General features: G+C 63.4%; 18 protein-coding genes. 9 read left to right on the top strand and 9 right to left on the bottom strand.

What is annotated here, in order from left to right; all coding sequences use genetic code 11:
- The first annotated feature begins 249 nt into the window (after positions 1-249).
- Complete coding sequence (locus tag C7441_RS05915) at positions 250-2,370, top strand: S9 family peptidase (RefSeq protein ID WP_109612087.1); 2,121 nt, start codon at positions 250-252, stop codon at positions 2,368-2,370.
- Between the two features lie 46 nt (positions 2,371-2,416).
- Here the strand turns inward: C7441_RS05915 and C7441_RS05920 are convergent, their stop codons facing one another.
- The 4 genes from C7441_RS05920 to C7441_RS05935 form a co-directional block, all read right to left on the bottom strand.
- Entirely contained in the window at positions 2,417-3,370 is a 954-nt protein-coding gene (locus C7441_RS05920; protein ID WP_109612088.1) for a cytochrome c, read from the bottom strand.
- 10 nt (positions 3,371-3,380) lie between these two features.
- A complete protein-coding gene (locus C7441_RS05925; RefSeq protein WP_109612089.1) occupies positions 3,381-3,821 on the bottom strand; it encodes a c-type cytochrome in 441 nt (146 codons plus the stop codon).
- 156 nt (positions 3,822-3,977) lie between these two features.
- On the bottom strand, positions 3,978-4,574 hold the full coding sequence (locus tag C7441_RS05930) for a superoxide dismutase (RefSeq protein ID WP_019172142.1): 597 nt from the start codon (positions 4,572-4,574) through the stop codon (positions 3,978-3,980).
- A gap of 168 nt (positions 4,575-4,742) precedes the next feature.
- The gene (locus C7441_RS05935) at positions 4,743-5,621 is read right to left on the bottom strand and encodes a branched-chain amino acid aminotransferase (protein WP_109612090.1); all 879 of its coding nucleotides are present in this window, start codon (positions 5,619-5,621) and stop codon (positions 4,743-4,745) included.
- A gap of 149 nt (positions 5,622-5,770) precedes the next feature.
- Between C7441_RS05935 and C7441_RS05940 the strand changes: the two genes are divergently transcribed.
- Both C7441_RS05940 and C7441_RS05945 read left to right on the top strand, forming a co-directional pair.
- On the top strand, positions 5,771-6,439 hold the full coding sequence (locus C7441_RS05940; protein WP_109612091.1) for a haloacid dehalogenase type II: 669 nt from the start codon (positions 5,771-5,773) through the stop codon (positions 6,437-6,439).
- A gap of 207 nt (positions 6,440-6,646) precedes the next feature.
- The gene (locus C7441_RS05945) at positions 6,647-7,381 is read left to right on the top strand and encodes a L,D-transpeptidase (protein WP_109612092.1); all 735 of its coding nucleotides are present in this window, start codon (positions 6,647-6,649) and stop codon (positions 7,379-7,381) included.
- A gap of 107 nt (positions 7,382-7,488) precedes the next feature.
- Here the strand turns inward: C7441_RS05945 and C7441_RS05950 are convergent, their stop codons facing one another.
- Positions 7,489-9,003, bottom strand: a complete 1,515-nt coding sequence (locus C7441_RS05950; protein ID WP_109612093.1) for a helicase HerA-like C-terminal domain-containing protein — start codon at positions 9,001-9,003, stop codon at positions 7,489-7,491.
- 273 nt (positions 9,004-9,276) lie between these two features.
- Here C7441_RS05950 and C7441_RS05955 point away from each other — a divergent pair, with 273 nt between their 5' ends.
- The 4 genes from C7441_RS05955 (at position 9,277) to C7441_RS05970 (ending at position 13,521) form a co-directional block, all read left to right on the top strand.
- Positions 9,277-10,719, top strand: a complete 1,443-nt coding sequence (locus tag C7441_RS05955; RefSeq protein ID WP_109612191.1) for a methylmalonyl-CoA mutase subunit beta — start codon at positions 9,277-9,279, stop codon at positions 10,717-10,719.
- Complete coding sequence (gene scpA / locus C7441_RS05960) at positions 10,716-12,842, top strand: methylmalonyl-CoA mutase (protein ID WP_109612094.1); 2,127 nt, start codon at positions 10,716-10,718, stop codon at positions 12,840-12,842. The genes C7441_RS05955 and scpA overlap by 4 nt, the downstream gene beginning before the upstream one ends.
- A gap of 65 nt (positions 12,843-12,907) precedes the next feature.
- A complete protein-coding gene (locus C7441_RS05965; RefSeq protein WP_109612095.1) occupies positions 12,908-13,138 on the top strand; it encodes an AbrB/MazE/SpoVT family DNA-binding domain-containing protein in 231 nt (76 codons plus the stop codon).
- A complete protein-coding gene (locus C7441_RS05970; RefSeq protein ID WP_109612096.1) occupies positions 13,135-13,521 on the top strand; it encodes a type II toxin-antitoxin system death-on-curing family toxin in 387 nt (128 codons plus the stop codon). Before C7441_RS05965 ends, C7441_RS05970 begins: the two co-directional genes overlap by 4 nt.
- A 4-nt stretch (positions 13,522-13,525) precedes the next feature.
- Here C7441_RS05970 and greA read toward each other — a convergent pair whose 3' ends face one another.
- From greA to C7441_RS05990, 4 genes are all read right to left on the bottom strand, one after another.
- Positions 13,526-13,999, bottom strand: a complete 474-nt coding sequence (gene greA, locus C7441_RS05975) for a transcription elongation factor GreA (protein WP_109612097.1) — start codon at positions 13,997-13,999, stop codon at positions 13,526-13,528.
- Between the two features lie 62 nt (positions 14,000-14,061).
- On the bottom strand, positions 14,062-15,063 hold the full coding sequence (locus C7441_RS05980) for an asparaginase (protein ID WP_109612098.1): 1,002 nt from the start codon (positions 15,061-15,063) through the stop codon (positions 14,062-14,064).
- 110 nt (positions 15,064-15,173) lie between these two features.
- A complete protein-coding gene (locus tag C7441_RS05985) occupies positions 15,174-15,917 on the bottom strand; it encodes an SDR family NAD(P)-dependent oxidoreductase (RefSeq protein WP_109612099.1) in 744 nt (247 codons plus the stop codon).
- Positions 15,918-15,930: 13 nt separating this feature from the next.
- Positions 15,931-17,097 (bottom strand): acetyl-CoA acetyltransferase, encoded by a 1,167-nt coding sequence (locus tag C7441_RS05990; protein WP_109612100.1) that lies wholly within the window; start codon positions 17,095-17,097, stop codon positions 15,931-15,933.
- 387 nt (positions 17,098-17,484) lie between these two features.
- Between C7441_RS05990 and betI the strand changes: the two genes are divergently transcribed.
- Positions 17,485-18,078 (top strand): transcriptional regulator BetI, encoded by a 594-nt coding sequence (betI, locus tag C7441_RS05995; RefSeq protein ID WP_109612101.1) that lies wholly within the window; start codon positions 17,485-17,487, stop codon positions 18,076-18,078.
- Positions 18,075-19,601, top strand: coding sequence for a choline-sulfatase (gene betC / locus C7441_RS06000; RefSeq protein ID WP_109612102.1), 1,527 nt, complete (start codon positions 18,075-18,077; stop codon positions 19,599-19,601). Before betI ends, betC begins: the two co-directional genes overlap by 4 nt.

Consider the following 19,601-nt stretch of genomic DNA (forward strand, 5'->3'; position numbering starts at 1 on the left):
AAACTGTCGCGAGTGGAATAAACGGACGATCCGCACCGGGCAAGTCTTTCCGGCATGATCAACAGCTTCCGGCAATGCTTGCCAACAGGTTAGACGCGAACTTGCCGCGCGCCGCGCGCGCAACACTTAATGTCGTAGCAATCGACACCGCTTTGCCGGGCATTCTGGCTCAATTGGCCGAAGGCCCCTTGAACCGGCAGGCCGGCATGTGTTCACTCCGCGTTCGAAAGTTCATTCCAGCGAGGCGATATGTCCGACAGCGCAATATTTCCGCAAATGAAGGCCCCGGAGACCCAAGAGCACCCGGTCGAGGATACGTGGCACGGGATCACCAGGGTCGATGAATTCGCGTGGCTGAGGGCAACCAACTGGCAGGAAGTGTTCCGCGATCCGTCCACGCTCGACCCGGCCATCCGCGCGCATCTGGAGGCGGAAAACGCCTATCAGCGCGGGCTGATGGCCGACACGGAAGAGCTGCAGAAGAGCCTCTTCCAGGAGATGAAGGGCCGCATCAAGGAAGACGATTCGTCCGTGCCGATGAAGGATGGCCCCTTCGCCTATGGCTCATCCTTCAAGAAGGGCGGCGAGCAGCCGCGCTTCTTCCGCATCCCGCGCGATGGCGGCGAGCAGGAAATCATACTCGACGGCGACGTGGAAGCCGAAGGCAAGGCCTATTTCCGCATCGGCGGGCTCGACCACTCGTCGGACCACAAGCGCCTGCTGTGGGCCTTCGACGACAAGGGCTCCGAATTCTTCACGCTGCATGTGCGCGATCTGCCCACCGGCAAGGACCTCTCGGACCGCATCGAGGACACCGGCGGCGGCGGGGTGTGGAATGCCGACAACAGCGGCTTCTTCTACACGCGCCTCGATGAAAACCATCGTCCCTCGAAGATATTCTTCCATACGCTCGGCACCGCGCCCGCCGAAGACCGGCTGGTGTTCGAGGAAGCCGATCCCGGCTTCTTCATGAATGTCGGCGGCTCGCGCCGCAAGGACTGGATATTCATCAGCATCAACGACCACGAGACATCCGAATATCACCTGCTGAGCATGGCAAAGCCGGACGCCAGACCGCTGCTGGTGGCCGCGCGCGAAACCGGCATCCAGTACGACCTGGAGGAAGGCGGCGACGTCTTCTTCATCCTGACCAATGCCGACGGCGCCAAGGACTTCAAGATCATGACCGCCCCGGTTTCCGACCCGGTACGCGCCAACTGGAAGGAGCTGGTGCCTCACGAGCCCGGCCGGCTGATCCTGTCGGTGATGGGTTTTGAGAATTTCATGGTTCGGCTGGAACGCAAGGACGGCCTGCCGCGCATCGTGGTGCGCGACCGCAAGACAGGCGAGGAACACATGATCGCCTTCGAGGAGGAAGCCTATTCTCTGGGCCTCGCGGGCGCCTACGAATACGACACGGATGTCATCCGCTTCTCCTATTCCTCGATGACGACGCCGAGCCAGTTGTTCGACTACGACATGCGCACGCGCGAGCGCACCCTGCTGAAGACGCAGGAAGTGCCTTCCGGCCACGATCCGGACAACTACGTCACGCGCCGGCTGATGGCCCCCGCGCATGACGGCGAACTGGTGCCGATCTCGTTGATCTACCATCGCGACACGCCGCTGGACGGCTCGGCCCCATGCCTGCTCTATGGCTATGGCTCCTACGGCATCACCATTCCGGCGTCGTTCAACACCAATTGCCTGTCACTGGCCGATCGCGGCTTCGTCTATGCGCTGGCCCATGTTCGCGGCGGCAAGGACAAGGGCTATGGCTGGTATGAGGACGGCAAGCGGGCGAAGAAGACCAACACCTTCCTCGATTTCATCTCGGTCGCGCGGCATCTGGTGGCCGAGCGCTACACGGCCCATGACCGCATCGTGGCGCAGGGCGGCTCGGCGGGCGGCATGCTCATGGGCGCGATTGCCAATATGGCGCCCGAGGCATTCGGCGGCGTGGTTGCGGAAGTCCCCTTCGTGGATGTGCTCACCACGATGCTCGACGACACGCTGCCGCTGACCCCGCCAGAATGGCCGGAATGGGGAAATCCGATCGCCTCGGAGGACGACTACAAGATCATCGCCTCCTATTCGCCCTACGACAATGTCGAGGCGAAAGACTATCCGCCCATCCTCGCCGTCGCCGGCCTCACCGACCCGCGCGTGACCTATTGGGAGCCGGCGAAATGGGTGGCGCGGCTGCGCAAGCTCAAGACCGACAAGAACCCGGTCCTGTTCAAGATCAATATGGATGCCGGCCATGCCGGCGCGTCGGGCCGCTTCTCGCGCCTGGAAGAGATCGCCTACACCTATGCCTTCGCGCTGAAGGTCACGGGCCGGGCGGGCGTCGCGCCGGCCGGAAGATAAGACAGGACCATGATAGCACCGAACGCAGGGCTGCGTTCGGTGCAGGTCAGCTTGAAGGCTTCTGCTGTCGCGGCGGATAGCCGTTCGGATGCGGCGGGATAGCCTTGAGATAGGCGGCAATCGCCTCGCGATCCTCTTGCGTCAGTCGCTCCATATTGCGCTGCACCTCGACCATGGTGCCACCGACGGAATCGTAGTCGGGCGTAAAGCCGGTCTCCAGATAATTGACGATGTCGTCCTGCGACCAGTCGCCGATACCGCCTTCGCCGGCGGTGATGTTGGGTACGATGCCGTCGCCTTCAGCTGCGGCGGCACCCGCCAGCCATTGGGCGGTTTTCGCCGCGCCGGTCATCTCGCGCGGCGTGTGGCACTCGCCGCAATGGCCGGGCCCTTCCGCCAGATAGCGTCCGCGCAGGACCGCGTCCGTGGGCGGATCGTCAAAGGCGATCACCGGTCCGTCGCTCAGGTAAAGATGCTTCCAAAGCCCGAGCCCGCGCCGGACATTGAACGGAAAGCTTAAGGAATGCTCGGGCGCCCTGCCTGCCACGGCAGGCAGCGTCTTCATATAGGCGTAGAGATCGGCCACGTCCGACGGCTTCATGCGGGCATAGGACGTGTAGGGAAACGCCGGGTAGAGATGTTCGCCCTCAGGCGAAACGCCGCGCATGACCGCATTGGCGAAGTCTTCGACCGACCACGCGCCGATGCCGTCCCTGGGATCCTGCGAAATGTTGGGCGCGACAAATGTTCCGAACCCGGTCTTCAGCTCGACGCCGCCGGCAAGCTCCAGCTTGGCATCGCCTTCGGCCTTGGGGCGCGCATGGCAGGAGGCACATCCTGCTGCCCAGAACATGCGTTCGCCTCTCGTGGCATCCCCCTGCCCCAATGCCGCGAGCGCGACATCGTCAAGCCTGACCGGCGCAGTCAGCGCCCAGAAGGCCCCGGCGCCGACCGCGCAAACCGCGACCGCGCCGATGGCCAGTCTTGCGACAATACCCATCAGATCGGAGTTAGCCCTTCTTGATGCGGAACGTCTCGTGGCAGGAACCGCAGTTCTGCGAAACCTTGCCGAATTCGGCCTTGAAGGCATCGAGATCCGCCGGTGACGCCGCGACCGCAGCCGCCGTATCGGTCCTGAACTTTTCCACGGCCTTCTGGAAGCCTTCCATGTCTTCCCAGATCTTCGGCGAAGCGGTCGTGTCGCCGCCGGTCTCGGTGCCTTCGGGGAAGAGCTTGGCGACGTCGATCTTCTGAGCGTCGTCGTTGAGTGTCTTCAGGGCGGCCATGACGACATCGGCGTCGAAAGGCTCCGCGCCCTTGGCGATGCCGGCGATGCTTTTGAGCGCCTTGCCATTCGCCTTCATGATCGCCTGACGTTCAGCGATCGGGTCCGCGAAAGCCGCCGTCCCGGCAAGTGCGAGTGCGGAAAGGGCAAGAACCAGTCTCTTCATAAAAAACCTCCAGGTTGCGATTCGGCTGCCTGAGAACGCCAATAGCGAAATTGGACGAAAACATTCTGACATGCTCTTCACGCTTTCGTTATCGGATGCATAGCCCCGACATGAAAAACCCCGGACAAGCCGGGGTTTTTGCAACACGGAAAAGGATCAGGCCTTTTCGTAGAGTTCCAGGACGTGGTCCCAGTTGATGAGGCTGTCGACGAAGGCCTCCAGATACTTCGGACGCGCGTTGCGGTAGTCGATGTAGTAGGAGTGCTCCCATACGTCGACGCCGAGGATCGGGGTCGCGCCGTGAACCAGCGGGTTCTCGCCGTTCGGGGTCTTGGAGATTTCCAGCTTGCCGTCCTTCACCGAAAGCCAGGCCCAGCCCGAGCCGAACTGGGTGGTGCCGGCAGCAATGAAATCGGCGCGGAACTTGTCATAGCCGCCGAGATCGCTGTCGATCGCCTTCTGCAACGCGCCGGGCAGCTTGTTGCCGCCGCCGCCCTTCTTCATCCACTTCCAGAAATGGATGTGGTTGTAGTGCTGGGCAGCGTTGTTGAAGAGACCGGCGTTCTTGCCGAACGACTGCTTGACCACTTCCTCGACCGACAGGTTTTCCATGCCCGCCTCGGCAGCAAGCTTGTTGCCGTTGTCGACATAGGCCTTGTGGTGCTTGTCGTGGTGGTATTCCAGCGTCTCCCTGGACATGAAGGGCTGGAGAGCCTCGTAATCATAAGGCAGGGCGGGCAGTTCAAAAGCCATTGGTCATACTCCCTCAATTGGCAAAATTCGCCGGATCGTCTTACCGGACACACATATGATTGAATCGTTACCGAACAACCCCTTGTTCGTCGTTGCCCCCATGAAACGCTCGTGACGGCGAAACCGGCAGCCTGTTTCTGCCGGTTTCGACCCAATGACGCCAAGCGTTCAGCCGACGGGCGTGGAATGCGCCCATTCCCAATAAAGCTCCCTCGCCTTGCGAGCGACCGGACCGGGCTGCAATTCGCGGTTTTCGAATTTCGTCACCGGAATCACCTTGGAATGGTTTCCGGTCGAGAAAATCTCGTCGGCCTCCATGAAGTCGCGCACGGTGAGCGTCTTTTCGGTGACGTGGAAACCATTTCCGGCCAGCAGCGACATCGTGCGCGAGCGTGTGATGCCGGCAAGGAACGTGCCGTTGGCCGCGGGCGTGAAGACCTGCCCCTCCTTGACCAGGAAGATGTTGGACGAGCCGGTTTCGGCGACATTGCCGAGCATGTCCAGCACAAGCGCGTTGTCGAAGCCGCGCATGCGCGCATCGAGAATCGACCGCGCATTGTTCGGATAGAGGCAGCCCGCCTTCGCGTTGGTGGGCATGGTTTCGATGGTGGGGCGCCGGAAGGGCGAAACGGTCATGGAAAAGCCGGAAGGCGGTTCCATCGGCGATTCGTAGAGGCACAGGCAGAACCGCGTCGAGGCCGGATCGACCGGCACGCCCATATAGCCGCCATGCTCGCCCCAATACATCGGGCGGATATAGACGGCGGTCTTGCCATCGAATTTCTTCAGCCCGTCCCAGGTCAGGCCGACGATGTCCCCGGCGCTCATCGTCGGCTTCATGCCAAGCGCGATGGCCGAATTGTTCACCCGCGCCGAATGCAGATCGAGATCGGGCGAGACGCCCTCGAACCAGCGGCCGCCGTCGAACACGGTCGAGCCGAGCCACATGGCGTGGCTGCGCGGGCCGATGACAGCCACGTTGCCTTCGTGCCAGTCGCCGTCGACATAGGTCCAGGTTTTCGTTTGCGCCGCTGCTGCAAGTGACATGCTGCCCACCTTTCGATCCGAACGGCGGCAATGGAAGACGCTTTGACCGTTGGCGTCAACCGGCCGGCATCAGGAAATGTTGATGCCAGCGGCTCCCCGCAATAGAGTGAGGACCGCCGTTCATCGCCAGACGTTGCACGAGAGTCCGCATGCACCACACCGCCTTTGTCTTCGATGCCTACGGCACGTTGTTCGACGTGCATGCCGCGGTTCGCCGCCACGCCGGCGCAATCGGCCCCGAAGGACAGCTCCTGTCCGAAATCTGGCGCGCCAAGCAGCTCGAATATTCCTGGGTGCGCTCGCTGATGGGGGCGTATTCAGATTTCTGGCAGCTCACCGAACAGGCCCTGGACTTCGCCTTCAGGAAGGTTCCGTCCGCAGACCGCGGCCTGCGGCAAGACCTGCTCGACGCCTATTGGCATCTCGACTGCTATCCGGAAGTGCCGGCCGTGCTTCAGGCCCTGAAAGCGGCGGGCGCGCGGCTTGCCATCCTGTCGAACGGCTCGCCGGCAATGCTGGAGGCGGCGGTCCGGTCGGCGGCGCTCGATCAGGTGGTGGACGACATTTTCTCGGTCGATGCGGTTCGCCGCTTCAAGACCGACCCGCAGGTCTACGACATGGTCACGACCGGATGGCGGCTCTACCCCCACGCGATTTCCTTCCAGTCCTCCAATCGCTGGGATGTGGCCGGGGCCACGCGCTTCGGCTTCCGCACGGTCTGGATCAACCGCACGAACCAGCCGGACGAATATCGCGACCTGCAGCCGGGCCTGATCCTGCCCTCGCTCAGCGGATTGCTGACCGACGAGCGAAGCTGATGCACCGACGCAACAAGTGGCCGAAAAGCCACAGTAGTGGCGCGGTCACATCTTCGCCTTTCTTTCTTCACCCTGACGCCAGATTCGGAACCACCTATCGGCCTCCATCTTAATGGGGAGGGAATGGGCGCACCGCTCGCGGAGCGTTCACGGAATTTTGTGATGTCGTTCACGAATCTTTTCGACATCCGGAACTAGAAGGGCAACATGACCGATTCGATCTTCTCCTCCCGCCTCAGCCGTCGCGGCTTCCTCAGCGCGGCGGCAGTCAGCGCCGCCTCCCTCACCGTTTCTGCCTGCAGCACGGTTTCCCGCTCCAACTATATCGACGGGCCCGCCCCGGTGGCGCCGCAGGTCAGCGTCGACGAAACCTTCGGCGACTATACGACCATGTACAGCGCCGTGGTCGACGAGGGGTATGAACTCCCCGCCATCCCGATCAAGAAAATGAACAAGCGCTTCCTGCGCCAGATCGTGCAGGACCCGACCGGCGAGCGCCCCGGCACCATCGTGGTCGATACCTCGAACCACTTCCTGTACCTCGTGCGCGAGGGCGGCGAAGCCATGCGCTATGGCGTCGGTCTGGGTCGCGCGGGTTTCGAATGGTCGGGCCGTGCGGTCATGCAGTGGAAGCGCAAATGGCCGCGCTGGACCCCGCCGGACGAGATGATCGGCCGCCAGCCGGAACTCGCCAAATACAGCGCCGCCAATGGCGGCATGCAGCCCGGCCTGACGAACCCGCTGGGCGCGCGCGCCCTCTACATCTTCCAGAACGGCGAAGACACGCTCTATCGCCTGCACGGCTCCCCGGAATGGTGGTCGATCGGCAAGTCGGTTTCGTCGGGCTGCGTGCGCCTGCTGAACCAGGACATCATCGACCTTTATGATCGCGTGCCGAACAAGTCGCCGATCGTCGTGACGGGCAGCCTCGGCACCGCCTGACAAGGCTCCAGCGGATAGACAGAGCCTGACGACGCTGTGCGAAAGTCATCAGGCTCCAGACCGAACGGGTAACGGAGCGGCGCAGACATCTGCGCCGCTCTTTTTATTTACTTGCGCAGAACGCCCAGAATGCCGCGCACCAGTTCGCGCCCCAATGTGGACCCGACCGAGCGCACCACCGACTTGATGGCCGCTTCCGCCACGCTCTGGCGGTTGGAAGCGCGCGGCCGGCTGCCGTTGCGGCCACCCTGCTGCGAATCGCCGCCGAAATCCGGCAGCGTCCAGCCGCTGCCCTCCTGCTGGGCTTCCGCCTGCGATTGGCCGGCCCGCTTCTGCAGCATCTCGAAGGCCGATTCGCGATCCATCATCTGGTCGTACTGACCGGCAACCGGGCTTACGGCCATCACCTTCTGTCGTTCCTCCGGCGTCAGCGGGCCGATGCGCGAGGATGGCGGACGAATCAGGGTTCGCTGCACCATCGAGGGGATGCCCTTTTCCTCAAGCGTCGAAACCAGCGCCTCGCCGGTGCCGAGGCTGGTGATGGCCTGGAACGTATTGAAATCGGGATTGGGCCTGAACGTATCGGCGGCGACCTTCACCGCATTGGTCTCGCGCGGCGTGTAGGCGCGTAGCGCATGCTGGACGCGGTTGCCGAGCTGCGCCAGCACCGTCTCCGGCACGTCGAGCGGGTTCTGCGTCACGAAATAGACGCCCACGCCCTTCGAGCGGATGAGCCGCACCACCTGCTCCACCCGCTCCAGCAGCGCCTTCGGCGCTTCGTTGAACAGCAGATGCGCTTCATCGAAGAAAAAGACCAGACGCGGCTTTTCGGGATCGCCGACCTCGGGAAGCTCCTCGAACAGCTCCGACATCAGCCAGAGCAGGAATGTCGAATAGAGACGCGGATTGGTCATCAGCTTGTCGGCAGCCAGCACGTTGACCGCGCCGCGCCCGTCGCGCGTGGTACGCATGATGTCTGCGATCCGCAGCGCCGGCTCACCGAAGAAATTCGCGCCACCCTGCTGCTCCAGCACCAGAAGCGAGCGCTGGATGGCACCCACCGATGCCTTGCTAACATTGCCGTAGCGGCCCGAAAGCTCGGATGAGCGGGTGGCCATATTGGCCAGCATGGACTGCAGATCCTTCAGATCGAGCAGCAGCAGGCCTTCCTCGTCCGCGATGCGGAAGGCGATGTTGAGCACCCCTTCCTGCGCTTCCGTCAGGTTCATCAGCCGCGCCAGCAAGAGCGGTCCCATCTCACTGATCGTGGCGCGGATCGGGTGCCCCTGCTCGCCGAAAATGTCCCAGAAAACGGTGGGCGCCTCACGGAATTCATACGGATCGAGCTTCACTGCCTCGGCGCGCTTCGAAAGAAAATCCTTCGGCTCTCCGGCAATGGCAATGCCCGAAAGGTCGCCCTTGATGTCGGCACAGAAGACCGGCACGCCGGCATCGGAAAAGCTCTGCGCCAGCACCTGCAGCGTCACCGTCTTGCCGGTGCCTGTCGCGCCGGTGATCAATCCGTGCCGGTTGCCATATTTCAGCAACAAACTTTCAGGCCGCTGGTAGCTGTCGTCCGGCTTGCGGCTGGCACCGATGAAAATGCTGTCTTCCTGCGCCATGTTCTCTCTTGTCTTCGACAAAACCAAATCGTTCAGGACGGAACATGAGGTATAGTTGCCTGGATACAGCCCCACAATGGCAATCGACCATTTTGGCTTATTGAGGCTTGCAGTCGGCATCCCGGTTTGGCAATCGAAGATATGGACATGCCTCACGCGGGGATGTCCCTGTGCCCGACATTGTCGCCATGCCCAACCTATGTTGCATTGCGATGGGACCGGCGCAGCCATAAATTCAACTGGCCTGCATGGTCAGGACCAAGAGGGATGAGGATGGACGCACGAAGCGTTTTCGGCGATGTCGAGTTTCCACCGAGCGATCGGGACCGCTGGATCGCGCTGGCGCGGAAAGCGCTTGCCGGTGCCTCCTTCGAGGAAAAGCTGGTTTCGCACACGGATGACGGCATCCGCGTCGAACCGCTCTATGAGCGTCCGGCTGGCGCGGAGTTCCTTGCCCGCCAGAATCCCAACGCTCTCTGGATCATGGCGCAGCGCATCGACGATCCGGACCCCGTGCGCGCCAATGCGCAGGCGCTCGCAGAGATCGAACAGGGCGCGACCGGCCTTGCGCTTGTCTTCGACGGCGCCCCCAACGCCTTCGGCTATGGCCTGCCGGGCACGCCGGAAGTGCTTGACAAGGTGCTGGATGGCGTCGCGCTCAACCGCACCTATCTGCGCATCGACGTCCACCCTTCCAGCCGCGCCATGGCCGACTGGCTGGTCGCGATCCTGACCAAGCGCCGCGTCGATCCCTCCAGGCTGAATGTTTCCTTCGGCATCGACCCCGCCGCCATTTTCGCGGGAACGGGGCGGCTGCGCATGTCGATCGAGGCGTTGCAGGCCTCCATGCCGCAATCGCTGGCGCATTTCTTCGCGCTCGGCGTTCCGGGCGTGCTGCTGGAGGCGGACGGGCGGGTGCTGCACAATGCCGGCGCGACGGAGGCGCAGGAGCTTGGCATGATGCTCGCCGCCGCGGTGGCGCATCTGCGCCTCTTCGAGGAAGCCCGGCAGGCACTGGTCTACGCCGCGCCGCATATCGGTTTCTCGCTCAGCGTCGATCAGGACCAGTTCCTGTCGATGGCCAAGATCAGGGCGCTGCGCAAGCTGTGGGCGCGCGTGCAGCAAAGCTGCTCGATTGCCCCCTCGCCCGCGGTGATCCATGCCGAAACATCCTACCGGATGATGACGTTCAAGGACCCCGAAACGAACATATTGCGCACCACGCTGGCCGGTTTCGCGGCGGCGGTGGGCGGCGCGGATTCGCTCTCGATCCTGCCGCACACCATCGCTCACGGCCTGCCGGACGCCTTCGCGCGGCGCATTGCCCGCAACACGCAGCTCATCATGGCCAATGAAAGCAATCTCGGCTTCGTCGCCGACCCCGGCTCCGGTTCCGGCGCTGTCGAGGCGCTGACAGCCGAACTGTGCGAGGCGGCCTGGCGCGAGTTCCAGACGATCGAAACCGAAGGCGGCGTGCTCAACAGCCTCGCGCGCGGCAACATCCAGAAGCGTGTCATGGAAGCGCGCGACCGCCGCGTGGCCGAGTATCGCGAAGGCCAGCGCGCGCTGGTCGGCACCACGATCTATCCTGCGGCCCAGGAACGGCCCGTGGCGATCATCGACGCCGAGCGCCATCCCACGCCGACCGACGGCACGGTTTTCTGCGAGCCACTGCCAGCCACGCGGCTCGATGACCTGATCGGAGCCAATGCATGATTCCCGACTTTTCCAAGCTTGACTGGACCGATCCCTGCTCAGAGCAGGAAGGCACCGAGGCCGATATCTGGCACACGCCGGAAGGCATCGCCGTCAAGCACCGCTACGGCCCGCACGATCTGGCCGACCTGCCGTTCCTCGACACGTGGCCGGGCATCGCGCCCTATATCCGCGGCCCCTACCCGACCATGTACGTCCAGCAGCCCTGGACGATCCGCCAATATGCCGGCTTCTCGACGGCGGAAGAATCCAATGCCTTCTACCGGCGCAATCTCGCCGCCGGCCAGAAGGGGCTTTCGGTCGCCTTCGACCTTGCCACCCATCGCGGCTACGACAGCGACCATCCGCGCGTGGCGGGCGATGTCGGCATGGCCGGCGTGGCGATCGATTCCATCCTCGACATGCGCCAGCTCTTCGACGGCATCCCCCTCGACGAAATGACCGTCTCCATGACCATGAACGGCGCGGTGCTGCCGATCATGGCGCTCTACATCGTGGCGGCCGAGGAACAGGGCGTTGCACAGAAAGACCTCGCCGGAACCATTCAGAACGACATTCTGAAAGAGTTCATGGTGCGCAACACCTACATTTATCCGCCAAAACCCTCGATGCGGATCATTTCCGACATCTTTTCCTACACTTCGCATCACATGCCGAAGTTCAACTCGATCTCGATCTCCGGCTATCACATGCAGGAGGCGGGGGCGACGGCCGACCTGGAGCTTGCCTACACCATCGCGGACGGGATCGAATATGCCCGCGCCGGTGTGGCCGCCGGGCTCGACATCGACAAATTCGCGCCGCGCCTGTCCTTCTTCTGGGCCATCGGCATGAATTTCTTCATGGAGGTCGCCAAGATGCGCGCCGCGCGCCTGCTCTGGGCCGGGCTGATGCAGAAGAATTTTGCGCCGAAGGACCCGCGCTCGCTGTCGCTGCGCACGCATTGCCAGACCTCGGGCTGGTCGCTGACCGCGCAGGACCCGTATAACAACATCATGCGCACCATGATCGAGGCGATGGCAGCGACGCAGGGCCACACCCAATCGCTGCACACCAACTCCTTCGACGAGGCGCTGGCCTTGCCGACCGACCATTCGGCGCGCATTGCCCGCAACACCCAGCTCATCCTGCAAAAAGAATCCGGCACCACGCGCATCATCGACCCGTGGGGCGGCTCGGCCTATGTCGAGCGCCTGACCCACGATCTCGCCGCGCGCGCCATGTCCCACATCGAAGAAGTGGAAAGCCTCGGCGGCATGGCTGCCGCGACCGAAAAGGGCATTCCCAAGCTGCGCATCGAGGAAGCGGCCGCCCGCACCCAGGCGCGCATCGATTCCGGCGAGCAGGTCGTCGTCGGCGTCAATGTCTTCCAGCCGGAGCAGGACATCGAGGTCGACGTGCTGAAGGTCGACAATGCCGAGGTGCGCGCCCGCCAGCTCGCCAAGCTGCAGCAGCTGAAGGGCACGCGCGATGTCGCCGCGGTCGAGACCGCGCTGGATGCCCTCACCACGGCCGCGAAAGCCGATGGGAACCTGCTCGAATTCGCCATCAGGGCCGCGCGGGCCAAGGCGACCGTGGGCGAAATCTCGCTCGCGCTGGAAAAGGCCTTCGGCCGCCACGTCGCCACCATCCGGACCATCTCGGGCGTGTATCGCTCGGAGATGGGCGATAATCCCGCCGCAGACCGCACCCAGCAACTGGTGGAGACATTCGAGAAGAAGACCGGCTCCAGGCCGCGCATTCTTGTCGCCAAGATGGGCCAGGACGGCCACGACCGCGGCCAGAAGGTGATCGCCACCGCATTCGCCGATCTCGGCTTCGACGTCACCGTCGGCGCCATGTTCCAGACCCCGGACGAGATCGCCAGGCTCGCGGCCGAAAACGATGTCCACATCGTCGGCGCCTCGTCGCTGGCGGCCGGCCACCTGACGCTCATTCCGGAATTGCGCGACGCGCTGAAGCGGCTGGGCCGCGAGGACATCATGATCGTCGCGGGCGGCGTGATCCCGCCGCAGGACCACGATGCCGTGCTCGGGTCGGGCGCGACCGAGATTTTCCCACCCGGCACCGTCATCCCCGAAGCCGCGTCACGCCTGCTGGAGAAGCTGCTCGGGCAGGAATAATCAACATTTTGCGTGTTAACACGATACGTGTTATATCTTCCGTTATAACAACGACGGAGGCGACGATGAATGTCGTGGTGCGAAAGATCGGAAACTCCGAAGGTGTGATCCTGCCAAAGGAAGTGCTCGACCGGCACAACCTTCGCGCCGGAGACACGCTCGTGCTCATCGAAGAGGGAAGTGACCTCAAGCTGCGTCCGGCCTCGGATACTCCCGAGGAGTTCGAGCGCAAGATGAAGATCGCACGGGAACGGATGAAGAAATACGAGGTTGCCTATCGGGCTCTCGCCAAATGACCGAATTCCACTCGCGGGAATTCGTCGAAGCGATGCACGCGGAGCAGCTGCGCCTTCATGGTGGTGCCGCCGGTGTCCGCGATGAAGGAATGCTGGAATCGGCGCTCGCACGGCCGTTGCAGAAGCAGGCCTACGGCGAGCCCGATCTGTGTGAACTCGCGGCGGCTTATCTGTTCGGCATCGTCAAGAACCATCCTTTTGTGGATGGAAACAAGCGAACCGGATTCGCCGCCGCCGACCTTTTTCTCTATTTCAACGGCCTCAGCATCGAGGCCGAGCAGGAAGACATTATCCAGTTCGTGCTGATGGTGACAGCCAGCGAAATCGACGAAGCGGGAGCGGCCGACTTCTTCCGCGATCACACCGAACCGGTCGCGGACTAAACCCTCACCCCACCTTCAACTCGGTGATTTCCCATTCCTTGCCGTTGACAGTGGCGGTCTCGCCGACGCCCTTGCCGAAAAGCGCTGCCGCCATCGGCGAGGCATGGGAGATCATGCCCTGGGCCGGATCTGCCTCGTCCTCGCCGACGATCTTCCAGGTCCTGGCGTTGCCGTCCTCGTCCTCGATCGTCACCCGCATGCCGAAGCGCACGACATCGCTGTCAGCTTCCGGAACTGAAAGCTCCGCCGTTTCCCGGCGGGACGCCCAATAGCGCAGGTCGCGCGAAACAAGCGCGATGCGCTCGCGATTGCCCTCGCGCTCAGCGGCCCCAAGCTCCTCGCGCAGCGCGCCAAGCGCGGCGTCGATCATGGCGAGGCCGTTTTCGGTCACAAGGTTGCGATGCTCGCTGACCGGCCTTTCGCCGATGCCGGCGATTGCATTTTCGCTGTCTTCTTCGCGGGTGAAAGCTCTGCTCATGCAGCGAGCTTATGCGTTGTCCGGACTTCCTACAAGCCACTCCGAAACGGCTGAAGACCGGTTCAGGCAAGCTCTCCAGCAGGGCGCAGGCCGCCCACTTCGATGCCGTTCCAGTTGGTCAGGCGCGGACGCGTGAATTCGGCGATCTCATCTGCCAGCGCGTCCCCCTTCAACAGACGGGCAATGACCGCTGCGACCGTCACTTCCGCAGCGCGGCTGGCGCCGTCATCGCATTTCAGGGCGATGCCGAGGCCAAGCTCCGGCACCGCCGCGCAAAACACGCCTTCCGCCCCGACCTTGGTGAAAACCCTGCCCTTGGCCACATTCATCAGGCGCGTGTCGAACCGGTCGGTGCCGCCGACATAGAAGGGCTCGGCCATGCAGGCCGCAAACAGCCGCGTTGCCGCCTTGGCCCGCTCCTGACCCAGACCAACGCCCGTTGCCATGCGGGCAAAACCCCGCGCGAGGTTGCGCAGCGGTACCGCATAAGTGGGGATCGAACAGCCGTCCGTGCCGCGATTGTCGGCGTTGTGCGCGGCTCCGGTCACGTCCTCCAGCGCCCCGCGCAGCATCTCCTGATAGGCATGGTCGGCGCGCACATAGCCGCGATGTTCTATCCCTCCATGGCAGCAGGCACAGAGAAAGCCGGTGTGCTTGCCGGAGCAATTGTTATGCAGCGCATTGGCCGTGCCGCCCGAGCGTGCCAGCTCGATGGTTGCCTTCTGGTAGGAAGGCCAGTGCGCGCCGCATTCCAGCGCCTCCACATCCAGTCCGGCTTTCGCCAGCATGGCGCGGGCCAGTTCCACATGCCCGACTTCGCCATTGTGCGAGGCGCAGGCCAGCGCCAGTTCCCTGTCGCCGAAGCCGTAGGCATCGGCAGCACCGGTCTCCACAAAGGGCAGCGCCTGGATCGACTTCACCGCCGAGCGCGGAAAAACCGGCCGCTGGGTATCACCGATTTCCAGCATCGCCTTGCCGTCCGCGTCGAATACGGCAACCGCGCCGCGATGCCTGCTTTCGACGTGGCCGCCGCGCAGAACTTCGACAAGGACCGGATTCGACATGATTATGACCCTGCTGGATATTCGTTGCGGCCTTGATAGCCGCAGGAACCGGCGATGCAAGGGAAAACGGGCGGCGGCGAGCAGGGCCGCGCTTCAAGCGGTCCGGCGGGCTAAATCTCCGCCTGCACGCCCGCGGCCAAAAACCCGCCATCGACGGCAAGCGTGTGGCCGTTGATGAAGCTCGCCTCGGGCGACAGCAGGAAGGAAACAGCCGCCGCGATCTCTTCCGGCTCGCCGTGACGCGCCTGCGGCACCTGCCCGATCCACGCGCGCCTCAGCTCGGGTGGATATGCGGCGGCATCATCATCCTCGCCCGACAGCCCCGGCGCGACGCAATTGACCCGCACGCCGCGATTGCCGAATTCCAGCGCCAGCACTTCCGACATCAGCTTCACACCGGCTTTCGACGCGCCATAAGCCAGGTGACCGCGATTTGCCCGCAAGCCTGAAACCGAGCCGATATTGACGATGGAAAGGGACTGGCCCATGCGCTCCAGCGCGGCGCGGGCGGCAAGGAAGGAGCCGACCAGATTGACGTCGAGCAATTCGCGCAGCAATTCGGCGGTGGTATCTTCGGCGGAGACGTGGCGCAGGATGCCGGCGGCATTGACCAGCCCGCCGATCAGCCCCAGCCGGTCGACCACTTCGTCGAAGCCGGCCTCCACCTCGTCCTCGTCGGTCACGTCCGCCTGAATGAAGATGACGTTCTCGGCCGCGAAAAAATCCTCGGCCGCAGCCAGTGCCTGCTCGTCGGCATCGATGATCGCCACGGGCCAGCCGTCATCCAGAAGCCGGTGGGCAATTGCCATGCCTGTTCCCGATGCGCCTCCGGTGACGACGGCCGAGTGCCTCATGCGTGAGAATGCCTCATCTGATGCGGTCGAGGATCGAAACGTAATTGGCGACGGCAGCGCCACCCATGTTGAAGATGCCGCCGAGCTTCGCGCGCGGCACCTGTATGCCGCCAGCCTCGCCGGTAAGTTGCATGGAGGTCAGCACATGCATGGAAACGCCGGTGGCGCCAATTGGGTGGCCCTTGGATTTCAGGCCGCCCGATGGGTTGACCGGCAGCTTGCCATCCTTGGCGGTGTAGCCTTCCATGGCAAGCTGCGCGCCCTCGCCCGGCCTCGCCAGCCCCATCGCCTCATATTCGATCAGCTCGGCGATGGTGAAGCAGTCATGCGTCTCGACGAAGGACAGGTCGGAGAGCGTCACGCCGGCCTTCCGCAGCGCGCGCTTCCACGCCTCCTCACAGCCTTCGAAAGCGAGGATGTCGCGCTTGGACATGGGTAGAAAGTCCTGCACATGCTCGTTGGCGCGGAAGGCCACCGCGCGGCGCATCGAGAGTGCGTCGGAGCTGTCCATCAGCACGAGCGCGGCCGCGCCATCCGATACCAGCGAGCAGTCAGTGCGCTTGAGCGGGCCGGCGACGAACGGGTTCTTTTCGCTTTCGGTGCGGCAGAACTCGAAGCCGAGATCCTTGCGCATCTGCGCATAGGGGTTTTCCACGCCGTTCTTGTGGTTCTTGGCGGCGATCATCGCCAGCGCGTCCGACTGGTCGCCATAGCGCTGGAAATAGGCCTGCGCGATCTTGCCGAAGACGCCGGCGAAACCGGCGGGCGTGTCGCCGTCTTCCGGCAGATAGGAGGCTTTCAGAAGGTTCTTGCCAATCTCGGCGCCGGGCGTCGTCGTCATCTGTTCGGCGCCCACCACCAGCACGACCTTCGCAGCCCTGGCGTCGATGGCGCGGATGCCTTGCCGCACGGCGGCGGAGCCGGTCGCGCAGGCGTTTTCCACGCGCGTCGCAGGCTTGAAGCGCAGCCGGTCATCCGTCTGCAGAACGAGGCTTGCGGTGAAATCCTGCGGGGAGAAGCCGGCGTTGAAATGGCCAAGCACGATCTCGCCCACATCGTCCGGGCCGAGACCGGCATGGTCGAGCGCTTCGGCCGCCACCTTGGTAATCAGGCTTTCAAGCGTTTCGCCTTCCAGTTTGCCGAAGCGCGAATGCGCCCATCCGACGATGCAAGCAGTCATGGGACTCTCCAATAGCCTTGGTCTTCTAGCACATTACGCGCACGCGCGTAACTGTTCAATCGTGAACATAAAGCGCCGACGCCTTATCCTCCTCCTTATAGGGAGAGCAATCGATATGGCTCGCCCACCCCCACCCCGTTTCCCCATTAAAAGGCGGGAAAGGAAGGGCCAGCTTCGCCCGCAGTGCTTCTCTCCCCGTTGATTGGAAAGGACGGGGGAAACACGTGGCTCGCCCCGGAATGGTGGCTTGCGAAGCAAGCCGGAGTTGGTGGCGAACTCCCACATGCGATGCCGCTCCACAAGCAAAAGCAACCGCCCCACAAAATGGCGGGATTTTTATTGATTGATCAGTCAATTAAAAATAGGATCGCTTCAGGAGGAATTTGAGTGCCCAAGGTCGGAATGGAACCGCTGCGCCGCAAGGCGCTGATCGACGCCACGATCTCCGCGATCGGTGAGCGCGGGTCGCTGGACGTCACCATGTCGGAGATCGCCGGCCGCGCCGGCGTGTCGTCGGCGCTGGCGCATCACTATTTCGGGGCCAAGGACGAGCTTTTGCAGGCCACCATGCGACACCTGCTGTCCGAACTGGGCACCGACCTGCGCGCCGCACTGCACATGGCCGCCACCGCCCACGAGCGCGTGCTGGCCGTCATCGCGGTGAACTTTTCCGACAAGCAGTTCCGGGCCGAGACCATCGCCGCCTGGCTGGCCTTCTATGTCGAGGCGCAGAAGTCGCCCGCCATGCGCCGCCTGCTGCGCGTCTATGCGCGCCGGCTGCATTCGAACCTGATGAGCGGTCTTTCAAAGCTCATGCCGCGCGTCGAGGCCGACCATGCCGCCGAAGGCATCGCCGCCCTGATTGACGGATTTTACATCCGCCGCGCCCTCAAGGACGGAACACCGAACGCGGTGAGCGCGGTCGCGGTGATCGAAGACTATCTCGAAACGAAACTCCAGCAGCACAAGACAGCTTCATGAGCAGCCGCCCCAACATACTGATCATCATGGTCGACCAGTTGAACGGGACGCTGTTCCCGGACGGCCCGGCCGACTTCCTGCATGCGCCGAACCTCAAGGCGCTGGCCGCGCGTTCGGCCCGCTTCCGCAACAACTACACCGCCTCGCCGCTCTGCGCGCCGGGCCGCGCCTCCTTCATGAGCGGGCAGCTACCGTCGCGCACCGAGGTTTATGACAACGCCGCCGAATTCGCCTCGTCGATCCCGACTTTCGCGCATCATCTGCGCGCGGCCGGCTACCACACCGCGCTTTCGGGCAAGATGCATTTCGTCGGCCCCGACCAGTTGCACGGCTTCGAGGAGCGGCTGACCACCGACATCTACCCGGCCGATTTCGGCTGGACGCCCGACTACCGCAAACCGGGCGAGCGCATCGACTGGTGGTATCACAATCTCGGCTCCGTCACCGGCGCGGGCGTCGCCGAAATCAGCAACCAGATGGAATATGACGACGAAGTCGCCTTCCTCGCCGGCCAGAAGCTCTACGAGCATGCGCGCGCCTCGGAGGACCCGCAGCGCCGCCCGTGGTGCCTTACCGTCTCCTTCACCCATCCGCACGACCCCTACGTCGCGCGCCGCAAATACTGGGACCTCTACGAAAACTGCCCCGAACTGGAGCCCGAGGTCGGCTTCATCCCGAAAGAAAGCCAGGACCCGCATTCGCAGCGCCTCTACCTCGCCAGCGACTACGACAGTTTCGACATCACGCCCGAACAGGTGCGCCGCTCGCGCCAAGGCTACTTCGCCAACATCTCCTATCTGGACGATCAGGTCGGCGAATTGCTCTCGGTGCTGGAACGCACCCGCATGCTGGACGACACGATCATCCTGTTCTGCTCCGACCACGGCGACATGCTGGGCGAGCGCGGCCTGTGGTTCAAGATGAGCTTCTTCGAGGGCTCGGCGCGCGTGCCGTTGATGGTGGCGGGCAAGGGCATCGCCCCCGGCCTGATCGACGCGCCGACCTCCAACCTCGACATCTGCCCCACGCTCTGCGACCTCGCCGGCATCGACATCGCCGACATCATGCCCTGGACCGACGGCCAGTCGCTGAAGCCGCAAATGCGGGGCCAGCCACGCAACGAACCGGTGCTGATGGAATATGCCGCCGAAGGCTCCTACGCGCCGCTGGTGGCGATGCGCGACGGCAAATACAAGTTCGTGCATTGCGAGATCGATCCACCGCAACTCTTTGATCTGGAATCGGATCCGCTGGAGCTGACCAATCTCGCCGCCGATCCGGCCAATGCCGCGCTTGTGGCCAGCTTCATGGAGAAGGTCCGGGCGCGCTGGGACATGGCCGCCTTCGACGAGGCGGTGCGTCAGAGCCAGGCACGGCGCTGGGTGGTCTATCCGGCGCTGCGCAACGGCGCCTATTTCCCCTGGGATTTCCAGCCGCTGCGGCAGGCATCGGAGCGCTACATGCGCAACCACATGGACCTCAACGTGCTCGAGGACCAGAAGCGCTTTCCGAGAGGAGAATAG

Source organism: Pseudaminobacter salicylatoxidans (assembly GCF_003148475.1).
Lineage (GTDB): Bacteria > Pseudomonadota > Alphaproteobacteria > Rhizobiales > Rhizobiaceae > Pseudaminobacter > Pseudaminobacter salicylatoxidans.